Source organism: Pseudomonas sp. FeN3W (assembly GCA_030263805.2).
GTDB lineage: Bacteria > Pseudomonadota > Gammaproteobacteria > Pseudomonadales > Pseudomonadaceae > Stutzerimonas > Stutzerimonas stutzeri_G.
This window is the reverse complement of sequence record CP136010.1, coordinates 4,940,882-4,950,755: the sequence shown is the minus strand read 5'-3', so window position 1 is coordinate 4,950,755 and position 9,874 is coordinate 4,940,882. Positions and strand designations below refer to the sequence as shown.

Annotated in this window: 8 protein-coding genes; 6 read left to right on the top strand and 2 right to left on the bottom strand. The window is 65.8% G+C overall.

Annotation, left to right across the window (positions count from 1 at the left end; all coding sequences use genetic code 11):
* Positions 1–134: 134 nt before the first annotated feature.
* From P5704_023425 to P5704_023410, 4 genes are all read left to right on the top strand, one after another.
* Positions 135–1,355: a CmpA/NrtA family ABC transporter substrate-binding protein gene (locus P5704_023425; GenBank protein ID WOF78905.1), complete on the top strand. Its 1,221-nt coding sequence runs from the start codon at positions 135–137 to the stop codon at positions 1,353–1,355.
* A gap of 14 nt (positions 1,356–1,369) precedes the next feature.
* Complete coding sequence (locus P5704_023420; GenBank protein ID WOF78904.1) at positions 1,370–1,948, top strand: ANTAR domain-containing protein; 579 nt, start codon at positions 1,370–1,372, stop codon at positions 1,946–1,948.
* A 303-nt stretch (positions 1,949–2,251) separates the two neighbouring features.
* Positions 2,252–2,974, top strand: coding sequence for a hypothetical protein (locus tag P5704_023415; GenBank protein ID WOF78903.1), 723 nt, complete (start codon positions 2,252–2,254; stop codon positions 2,972–2,974).
* A gap of 162 nt (positions 2,975–3,136) precedes the next feature.
* On the top strand, positions 3,137–3,580 hold the full coding sequence (locus P5704_023410; protein ID WOF78902.1) for a thioesterase family protein: 444 nt from the start codon (positions 3,137–3,139) through the stop codon (positions 3,578–3,580).
* A 167-nt stretch (positions 3,581–3,747) separates the two neighbouring features.
* On the opposite strand, the gene P5704_023405 is transcribed toward P5704_023410, so the two are convergent.
* Positions 3,748–4,701: a 1-phosphofructokinase family hexose kinase gene (locus tag P5704_023405; GenBank protein ID WOF78901.1), complete on the bottom strand. Its 954-nt coding sequence runs from the start codon at positions 4,699–4,701 to the stop codon at positions 3,748–3,750.
* A gap of 354 nt (positions 4,702–5,055) precedes the next feature.
* On the opposite strand from P5704_023405, the gene P5704_023400 reads away from it, so the two are divergent.
* On the top strand, positions 5,056–6,267 hold the full coding sequence (locus P5704_023400; protein ID WOF78900.1) for a nitrate/nitrite transporter: 1,212 nt from the start codon (positions 5,056–5,058) through the stop codon (positions 6,265–6,267).
* Between the two features lie 67 nt (positions 6,268–6,334).
* Positions 6,335–8,008, top strand: coding sequence for a bifunctional protein-serine/threonine kinase/phosphatase (locus tag P5704_023395; GenBank protein WOF78899.1), 1,674 nt, complete (start codon positions 6,335–6,337; stop codon positions 8,006–8,008).
* Between the two features lie 13 nt (positions 8,009–8,021).
* Here P5704_023395 and P5704_023390 read toward each other — a convergent pair whose 3' ends face one another.
* Positions 8,022–9,839, bottom strand: coding sequence for an EAL domain-containing protein (locus P5704_023390; protein WOF78898.1), 1,818 nt, complete (start codon positions 9,837–9,839; stop codon positions 8,022–8,024).
* Between the last annotated feature and the right edge of the window lie 35 nt (positions 9,840–9,874).

Sequence of the window (9,874 nt, the reverse complement as noted above, 5' to 3'; positions counted from 1 at the left end):
GTGCATGGACACCGCGGTGACGCACCATTTTCTCGCTGGCATATCGCTTGCTTCAGGCTTGGCATAGACCACTCCTGAGCGGTCGCGCAGGGTTGCCTGTGTCGCACGCTTCGCAATCGAAAGGCCTACCCAGCATGTCCGAACCCTCTACGCCGCACCGCCACGATGCACTGGCCTGGGTCGCCGGCAGCGATGCACCGGAAAAGAGCTCGCTCAACCTTGGCTTTCTGCCACTTACCGATGCCGCCTCGCTGATCGTCGCCGCCACTCAGGGCTTCGCCCAGCCCTTCGGCCTGACGCTCAACCTGCACCGACAGAACTCCTGGTCGGGCCTGCGCGACAAGCTGATTGGCGGCGAACTGGACGCAGCGCACGGTCTGTACGGACTGATCTATGCCGTACATCTGGGCATCGGCGGCAGCCCCGCGGTGGATATGGCGGTGCTCATGGGGCTTGCGCAGAACGGCCAGAGCATCAACCTGTCGGCTCCGCTGAAGGCAGCCGGCGTGACCAATCCCGAGGCACTGCGCAACAGCGTGCGCCAAAGCGGTGCGCGCCTGACCCTCGCGCACACTTTCCCCACCGGCACCCACGCGCTGTGGCTCTACTACTGGCTGGCCGCCAATGGTATCCACCCGCTGCAGGATGTACGAACGCTGGTGCTGCCGCCATCGCAGATGGTGGCGTACCTGCAGGCCGGGCGCATCGACGGCTTCTGCGCCGGCGAGCCCTGGGGCGCGCAGGCGATCGCCGAGGGGGTCGGCTTCACCCTCGCAACCAGTCAGTCGATCTGGCCGGATCATCCGGAAAAGGTGCTCGGCTGCACCCGCGCATTCGTCGAGCAGTACCCCAACACCGCGCGCGCACTGGTGATGGCAGTGCTCGAAGCAAGCCGTTTCATCGACCAGAGCCAGGAAAATCGCCGCAGTACCGCGCAGCTGATTGCCGGGAGCGAGTATGTCAACGCGCCGCTGGCAGCCATCGAATCACGCTTTCTCGGTTCGTATCAGGATGGGCTGGGCAACGCCTGGAATGACCAACACCCGCTGCGCTTCTTTGCCGATGGCGCAGCGAACATGCCCTACCTTTCCGACGGTCTCTGGTTCATGACCCAGCTGCGGCGCTGGGGCCTGTTGCGTCAGGACCCTGACTACCAGTTGGTCGCAAGCCAGGTGCAACAGATCGCGCTGTATCGACAGGCCGCCGAAGCGCTGGGTATCACCGCGCCGGAGTCGCCCGTGCGCAACGCCACGCTGATGGATGGCAAGACCTGGGACGGCAGCGATCCGGCAGCCTATGCCCGCAGCTTCCCGCTGCACGCCATGGCCGATCAGGCCGTGGCGGCTGCACTTTGACGAGGGGCTCAGGCATGTTGCGCATCCTGCTGATCGACGATACCCCACGCAAGATCGGGCGCCTGCGAAGCGCGCTGATCGAGGCCGGCTTCGAAGTCATCGATGAATCCGGCCTGACCATCGATCTGCCCGAACGGGTCGAGGCGATCCGCCCTGACGTGGTGCTGATCGACACCGACTCACCCGGCCGCGACGTGCTCGAGCAAGTGGTGCTGGTCAGCCGCGATCAACCACGCCCCATCGTCATGTTCACCGACGACAGTGACCCGAATGCCATGCGCCAAGCCATCCGCGCGGGGGTCAGCGCTTATATCGTCGAGGGTATTCAGGCCCAGCGGCTCAAGCCGATCCTCGATGTGGCGATGGCGCGTTTCGAGACCGACCAGGCGATCCGCGCGCAGTTGCAGGCCCGTGAGCAACAACTCGCCGAACGCAAACGCATCGAGCTGGCCAAAGGCATGCTGATGAAGATGCGCGACTGCAAGGAGGAAGAGGCCTACACCCTGATGCGTCGCCAGGCGATGAGTCGTCAGCAGAAGCTGATCCAGGTCGCCGAACAGATCATCGCCATGAACGAACTGCTTGGGCAGTGAGCTGCCCGCCCGTAGTGCAACCGCTTGACCAAGCGCACCAACGGCAAGCGTGTTTTCTCAGCCCCTCGGTATGGATCGTGAGACCGCTGCAAACGCCGACATCAGCCACGATGCGGAATACAGCAAAAAAATGCAGCAAGCGGCAGGCTGGCAAGCAGCTTGCTAGATGGATTGGCCGAGCCAACGAAGGCGTCCGGCAAAGACGAAGGCGTCCCTGCACCGCATGTTTCGACATGCCGGTCCGGACGCTTTTTTGTTGCCCGCGCGGCAGTGCCGCGCGCTCACCTCAGGGATATTTGCAGAATGACCATCACCGCGACCTTGGCGATCGCCTGTGCACTGCTGATACTGGGTCACTATCTGAACGGCATGGCCACCGCGCAACATTCCCGGCGCGTTACTCAGTTGCGCCTGCTGGCAGTTCAGGAAGACCTGGAGATTCTCCGCCTGCTGCAACAGCATCGCGGCCTGGGCGTGCAGAGCGAACCCACCGCGGTGGCGCTGCGCTGTGCGCTCGCGAGCAGCCTGACGCAACGTCTGCAACAGCGCAGCGCCCTGCCCGATGCGTATTCGATAACCGAAGGCTGGCTGGTTCTGCGCAACAACCCCGCCGATTTCGATGGGCATAGCGCCCTGATCGAAACCCTTATCGAGGCGCTTGAACGACGCACGCCGATCTCAAGCAGCGAACCCGCCCAGGTCGCTCGCGCCTGCCGCGAGCTGGAAGACGTGGCACGCCTGCGCGGCCTCTGCGTCGTCGCCTCGAATCAGGGCGGCTGCACGCCAACCTTGCAAAAGCGCCTGAAGGCACTCTGTCGGCGCATGGGTACAGACACCGATATGGAGCTGAAGCGGCTGGTCGCCAAGCTGGAGCGCAGCGTGATCCATGCAGCCCAACCGAGACTGAGCCCGCCCGAATGCTTTGCCTTGGTCACTCCCTTCATCGACGCGCGTCTGCAGTTGATCCAGCAGCGTCTGCAGCATAGTGGCGCACAAGCGCAGCATGACTTGCATCGGGCAGGCTGACCGATCGAGGTTGCCTGGTCAGCCCCATTTGTAAGAGCCGCCGCGCACGCATGACCACGTGCTGGGGCTCGCTACACATCCAACCCATTCGCGTCGCGCATCTAACCTGGGCGAATGACACAGCGCTAGAATGCGCGCCTTCGACCGATTACCGAGCGACCCATGGCGCGTCTTACCCTGCATTTCCCGGAAGACCAGTACTGCTTTTCCACCCAGCTCACCGTGCGAATCACCGACATCAACGCCGGCAACCATCTGGCCAACGATTCGATGATCTCGATGATTTCCGAGGCGCGGGCGCGCTTCCTGTTCGCCTACGGCGTGGCCGAAACCCGCCAGGACGGTGCCGGGATCATCGTGACCGACCTCGCCACGACCTACAAAGCCGAAGCCCATGCCCGTGATGCGCTGCTGTTCGAAGTCGGCGTGATGGATTTCAACAAGTACGGCGGCGATATCATCTTCCGCATCACCCGCCCTGCCGACGGCACACTGATCGCCATGGCCAAGTCCGGTTTCGTCTTCTACGACTATGGCCAAAGCCGCGTCGTCGCCATGCCCGAAGCGTTCGCCGGCAAGTTTCCGCGGGTCAACCGGATCGACTAGGGGCTGTCGGGCAGGTTGGCGTTGAGCGACGTAGGTTGGGTTGAGCCGCGCAGCGGCGAAGCCCAACATCGCACGGAGCCCAGGTCGGCTTCCCGTAGCCGAGAAATCCATATTGCGAATGTATCGCCTGATACCTCGCTCGTTGGGCTTCGCAGGCTCAACCCAACCTACGCGACGCCCCAGGGGCCCGTGCGACCCAGTTCGGCAATCAGCCGCTGCACATCCTCGCGATGGCAGAGCTCGGTTCCCGGGCGCATCACCGTTGCGGCGCCGGCGGCGACGCCGCAACGCACGGCATCGCCGAGTTCGCGGCCTTCGGCCAGGGCCAGGACGATGGCCCCGAGCATGCTGTCGCCTGCCCCCACCGCACTGACCACCGGTACCTGCGGCGAGGGCAGCCGCTCCAGGTAATCGCCGCAGGCGACCAGCGCGCCCTCCGCACCCAGCGACAGCACCACGATCTCGGCGCTGCCCCGTGCGATCAGGCTGCGCAGCGCCTCCTCCTGCCGGGCTTCGTCGGTCACCGGATGGCCCATGATGCTGGCCAGTTCGTTGAGGCTCGGCTTCATCAGGTAGGCGCCGCCCTGGCGGGCCGCATACGCCAGGGGCTCGCCGGACAGGTCCACCACCAGCCGGGCGCCGATGCGCCGGGCCAAACCCCGCAACTCGTCGAAGAAGCCGACGCCCACGCCGGGCGGAAAGCTGCCGCTGAGCACCAGGTATTGCGGCGCCGGCCGCAGCGCCACCAGGGTATCCAGGCAGCGCTGCAGTTCCTCCGGCGTGAGCACCGGCCCGGGTAGCACGAAGCGGTATTGCAGCCCCGTTTCCAGTTCGTCCACGGTAAAGCTTTCCCGCGTGTCGCCCGCGATGGGCACCGGCCGATGCACCAGGCCGAGCTCGTCCAGCGAGCGCTGCAGGAGTTCGCCGAACGGGCCGCCCGCCGGGTAGATGGCCAGCGCCTTGCCCCCCAGCGTCTTGACCACACGCGCGACGTTGATGCCGCCACCGCCCGGGTCATGGCGCGGCAGCGAGCAACGCAGCTTGTCGGTATTCACCACCCGGGCGGTGGCGACCGAAAGGTCCATCGCCGGATTAAGAGTCAGGGTCGCAATCAGGGGCATCGCTCGCTCCTTGGCAAAAGCCGTTCAAGACTAACAGCAAGCGCGCCTGGGTTTTACGAGATGCGCTGCCCTGGTTTGGCGCGCGGTTGCGCGCTATCTGTGCGCCTGGCCGCCAAGCAGCGCCTGTTCAGCGCGTGGAACGCACAGAATCGGCGGCCTCTGCAGACTGGCACGCTAGATGCTAGTTCCGCTCCAGGCAGGCCAACGGCGGTCTGCGTACACGACAAAGGCGTCGCATCATTCCTGCTCCGGCAGGCGTGCTGCGGCGCCTTTTTGTTTTCCGCCTCGAAGACGAGGCGGATCGAGCAGCCCTGGCGGCCAACGCCGCGCCACGAACGCCCTGGAGCCGATCCAATGAGCACGAGTTTCTGGAAAGCCGGCCATGCGCCGACCCTGTTTGCCTCCTTCCTCTACTTCGACCTGAGTTTCATGGTGTGGTACGTGCTTGGCCCGCTGGGTGTGCAGATCGCCGCCGATCTCGGCCTGACCACCCAGCAACGCGCCTTCATGGTCGCCACGCCGATCCTGGCCGGTGCGGTACTACGTCTGGCGCTGGGCATCCTCGCCGATCGCACCTCGCCGAAAACCGCCGGCCTGTTCGGCCAGAGCGTCGTCATCGTCGCGCTGTTCGTCGCCTGGCTGCATGGCATCCACAGCTACGAACAAGCGCTGCTGCTCGGCCTGTGCCTCGGCATGGCCGGTGCCTCCTTTGCCGTGGCGCTGCCGCTGGCCTCGCAGTGGTATCCGGCCGAGCACCAGGGCAAGGCCATGGGCATCGCCGGTGCCGGTAACTCCGGCACCGTGCTGGCGGCCCTGTTTGCGCCAGTCCTGGCGACGATCTTCGGTTGGAACAACGTGTTCGGCCTGGCGCTGATCCCGCTAGTTCTCACCCTGATCATCTTCGCCAGCGTGGCGAAGAATGCGCCCAACCGCCCGGCACCGAAATCGCTGGCCGACTACATGAAGGCGCTGGGCGACCGCGACAGCTGGTGGTTCATGTTCTTCTACAGCGTGACCTTCGGCGGCTTTCTCGGCCTGGCCAGCACCCTGCCCGGCTATTTCCACGACCAGTACGCCTTCGACCCGGTCAAGGCCGGCTACTACACCGCCGCCTGTGTGTTCGCCGGCAGCCTGTTGCGGCCACTGGGCGGCGCGCTGGCCGATCGCATCGGCGGCATTCGCGCACTGCTGGTGATGTACACGGTCGCAGCCATCTGCATCGCCGCGGTTGGCTTCAACCTGCCAAGCTCCACGGCTGCCCTGGCGCTGTTCGTGGTCGCCATGCTCAGCCTCGGTGCCGGCAATGGTGCGGTGTTCCAGCTGGTACCGCAGCGTTTCAACAAGGAAATCGGCGTGATGACCGGGCTGGTCGGCATGGCCGGCGGTATCGGTGGTTTTCTGCTCACCGCCGGACTGGGCGCGGTCAAGCAATCGACCGGTGACTACCAGCTCGGCCTCTGGCTGTTCGCCAGCCTCGGTGTGCTGGCCTGGTTCGGCCTGCATGGGGTCAAGCGTCGCTGGCGCACCACCTGGGGTTCGGCTGCGGTAACCGCGGCGCGGGTGTGATGTCCACGCGGATCTTGCAGGGCGCGAATATTGCTCTGCTGCAGTACGCAGTCATTCGAGAACGACCATGCCCCTGCGATTGAGCTATGGCGAGGCCAGCGCCGCCGGACCGCGCCCGGAAAACCAGGACGCGATACGCATCGTCACCCCGGCACCCGGGCTGGCGACTGGCAAGGGCTACCTGTTCGCCCTGGCCGATGGCGTCAGCCAGTGCGCCGATGGCGGACTGGCCGCGCGGGCGACCTTGCAGGCGCTGGCCTTCGACTACTACGCGACACCGGAAACCTGGGCCGTCGCGCAATCGCTGGATCGCGTGCTGGTGGCGCACAACCGCTGGCTGCAGGCCAACGGCGGCAGTCAGCCACTGCTGACCACCCTCACCGCGCTGGTGCTGCGGGGTCGGCGCTTCACCCTGGCCCATGTCGGCGATTGCCGCGCCTACCGCTGGAACGGCTCGCAGCTCGAGCGACTCAGCGAAGATCACGTCTGGGAACAGTCGGGCATGCAGCATGTGCTCAAGCGTGCGCTGGGGCTGGATCAACACCTGGTGATGGACTACCTCGACGGCGAGCTGCAGGAAGGCGAAAGCTACCTGCTGCTGAGCGACGGTGTCTGGTCCTTCGTCCCCGAGCGCGACATCGCGCATATCCTGCACGATCAACCTGACCTCGGCGCCGCGGCACGAGCGCTGGTCAATCTGGCGCACCAGAGCGGCAGCCAGGACAACGCCAGTGCCTTGTTGCTGCGCGTCGAGGCGCTGCCCGAAGCGGTGCTGGCAGACGCCCTCGCCCAGCTCGATCACTGGCCGTTGCCGCCGAAGCTGCGCCCCGGCCAGCTGTTCGAGGGCTGGCAGGTGTATGCACTGCTGCACGAGTCGCGGCAGTCGCTGATCTACCAAGTGCATGATGCTCAAGGCCAGGCCTGGCTGTTGAAGACGCTGCCACCCAGCAGGCAGGACGAGGCGGACGCCGGGCCGGCGTTGCTGCAGGAAGAGTGGTTCATGCGTCGGGTCGCCGGGCGCAACTTCGCCGAACTGCATCCGCTACCAGAACGCCAACACCTCTATTACGTGCAGCGTGAGTACAGCGGGACGACCCTGGCGCGACGCTTCGAGCGGGACGGCCCGCTGCCACTGGCCGATCTGCTGCAGGTCGCGTCCCGGCTGATCCGCGCGGTGGGCATGCTGCATCGGCGCAACATCCTGCACCGCGACATCAAGCCGGAAAACCTGCTGCTGAGTGAGGACGGCGAGCTGCGCATCCTGGATTTCGGCCTGGCGTTCTGCCCCGGGCTGTCTCGCGATCTACCCAATCACCTGCCCGGAACCCCGAGCTTCATTGCCCCGGAGGCATTCACAGGCGCCGAACCCAACACGGCGCAGGATCTCTACGCGACCGGCGTGACACTCTATTACCTGCTGACCGGCCACTACCCTTACGGCGAGATCGAAGCCTTCCAGCACCCGCGCTTCGGCAATCCGACACCGGCCAGCCGCTATCGCCCGGACGTACCGACCTGGCTGGAGGAAAGTCTCGGCCGTGCCCTGGCGGTCGATCCACGGCAGCGCTTCGAAACCGCCGAGCAATGGCTGCTTGAGCTGGAACAAGGCGAACAGCGCAGCGCCAGCCTTCGGCCACGCCCGCTGCTCGAACGTGAGCCGCTCAGGGTATGGCGCAGCGTGGCGCTGATTTCGCTGCTGCTGAACCTGATCCTGATAGTGCTGGGGCAAGTACCGCCATGAGCAGCAAGAGGCTTCAGTCGGGCACGACGGCATCGGCAAGGTGCCGCGCCTGCCCGGGCTTGGCGGCCAGCCATGCCTCCAGTTCCGCGGGCGGCAGGGGCGCGGAGAACAGATAGCCCTGCCCCAGCCGATAGCCCATCTGCATCAGGATGCGCCGTTGCGCCTCGGTCTCGATCCCTTCGGCCACCACCGACAGCTGCAGGCTCTCGCCGAGGCGCAGCACGGCATCGCTCAGGGTCCGGCTGGCAGCATCGTGTTCCAGGTCGAAGACGAAGCTGCGATCCAGCTTGAGCTCCTGCACGGGCAGGCGATGCAGGTGGCTCAGGCTGGAGAAGCCGGTGCCGAAATCGTCCATCGACAGCAGGACGCCCAGCTCGTGAACCTCGCGCAGGATCTTCAGGAAAGCGGGAGTGGTATCCATCAACACGCTTTCGGTTATTTCCAGCATCAGCTCGGCGGGCCGGATGCCGTGTTGCGCGAGCGTGCGGGCAATCGTCGCCGGCAGCCCGGGGTCGTGAAAATTGGAGGGCGACAGGTTGATCGAGATCGCCGGGACAGCCAGTCCCCGGCGCCGCCAGTCGGCCAGTTGGCGGCTGGCCTCCTGCAGCACCCAGCGTCCGAGCACGTCGATCAGCCCGCACTGCTCCGCCAGCACGATGAAGCGGGCCGGCGAGATATCGCCCAGTTGCGGATGGCGCCAGCGCGCCAGCGCCTCCACGCCACGCAACCGGCCATCGCTGAAGTAGACCTGCGGCTGGTAGTGCAGGCACAACTGGTGCCGCTCGATGGCGACCCGCAGGTCCTCTTCCAGCGACAGCTCCAGGACCGGACGTTGCAGCTCCTCGGTGAAGAAGCAGAAGCGGCCCAATCCGCAGGTCTTCGCTCGCTGCATGGCCATGTCGGCGCGATGGATCAGCGTATCGACATCCTGCCCATCGCCGGGAAACAGACTGATTCCGACACAGGCCGACAGGCCGAGCGGGACATCGGCGATCCGGCAGGGCCTGCTCAGCGCCGCCAGCAGGCAGCGCGCCGACGCGGCAGCCTGCTCGGCGTCGCACCAGGGCACCACCAGCGCGAATTCGTCGGCCGACAGGTGGGCGACGATATCGCAGAAACGTCGGCCTTCCTCGAGGCGCCGGGCGACCAGGCGCAGCAGTTCATCACCGCCGGGCTGCCCCAGGGAATGATTGATGCGCTGGAAACGGTCGACGTCGACGACCAGCACGGCGAGCGGGCTCCTGTCGCGCTGCGCCTTGGCAATGGCCTGCCCGGCCCGGGCCTGTAGTAGGCGGCGGTTGGGCAGCCCGGTCAGGTCGTCATAGAGCGTCAGCCGGTCGATCCGGGCGCGAGTTTCCTCACGCTCCAGGGCCAACGCACAGAGCGGGAGGCAGATATCGATCAGACTCCGATGCAGCGCAGTGGGCATGGCCACATCCTGCAACTGTATCACCAGCATCGCCTGTGCCCGGCCGCCGCCGGCGCGTACCGGAGCCGCCCAGAAACGCTTCGTGTCCTGCGTTGCACCGGTATCGTACAGGTCCTGTTGCGTCGAGCCCGCCGTATCGGCCAGTACCGCATCGCCGGCCATGCCGCACAGGCCGTCGAGAGCCAGTCCCTCGAGTGCCTGCACCTGCCGGGCAGACAGGCCGGAACCGGCCAGCGGACGCAACGCCCCCTGTTCGTCGGCCCGCAGGATGAAGGCCATCGCATCCGGGGCGATACGCTCGATTTCCTGGCAGATCAGAGCCGCCTGTTCCGCCAGGGAGTCCGTTCGCAGGCTGGCGAGCGCCTTGCGGGTCAATTCAATGAGTTCGCGTGCGCGTGGCATATAGAAGAGGGCTCCGCAGGAGTGGTCCGGCTTGC

What these genes read in the sequence shown, in the direction of transcription:
- P5704_023420 (WOF78904.1), top strand. Translation starts at nt 1,370, where the DNA reads ATGTTGCGCATCCTGCTGATCGACGATACCCCACGCAAGATCGGGCGC.
- P5704_023415 (WOF78903.1), top strand. Translation starts at nt 2,252, where the DNA reads ATGACCATCACCGCGACCTTGGCGATCGCCTGTGCACTGCTGATACTG.
- P5704_023405 (WOF78901.1), bottom strand. Translation starts at nt 4,701, where the DNA reads ATGCCCCTGATTGCGACCCTGACTCTTAATCCGGCGATGGACCTTTCG.
- P5704_023425 (WOF78905.1), top strand. Translation starts at nt 135, where the DNA reads ATGTCCGAACCCTCTACGCCGCACCGCCACGATGCACTGGCCTGGGTC.
- P5704_023395 (WOF78899.1), top strand. Translation starts at nt 6,335, where the DNA reads ATGCCCCTGCGATTGAGCTATGGCGAGGCCAGCGCCGCCGGACCGCGC.
- P5704_023400 (WOF78900.1), top strand. Translation starts at nt 5,056, where the DNA reads ATGAGCACGAGTTTCTGGAAAGCCGGCCATGCGCCGACCCTGTTTGCC.
- P5704_023410 (WOF78902.1), top strand. Translation starts at nt 3,137, where the DNA reads ATGGCGCGTCTTACCCTGCATTTCCCGGAAGACCAGTACTGCTTTTCC.
- P5704_023390 (WOF78898.1), bottom strand. Translation starts at nt 9,839, where the DNA reads ATGCCACGCGCACGCGAACTCATTGAATTGACCCGCAAGGCGCTCGCC.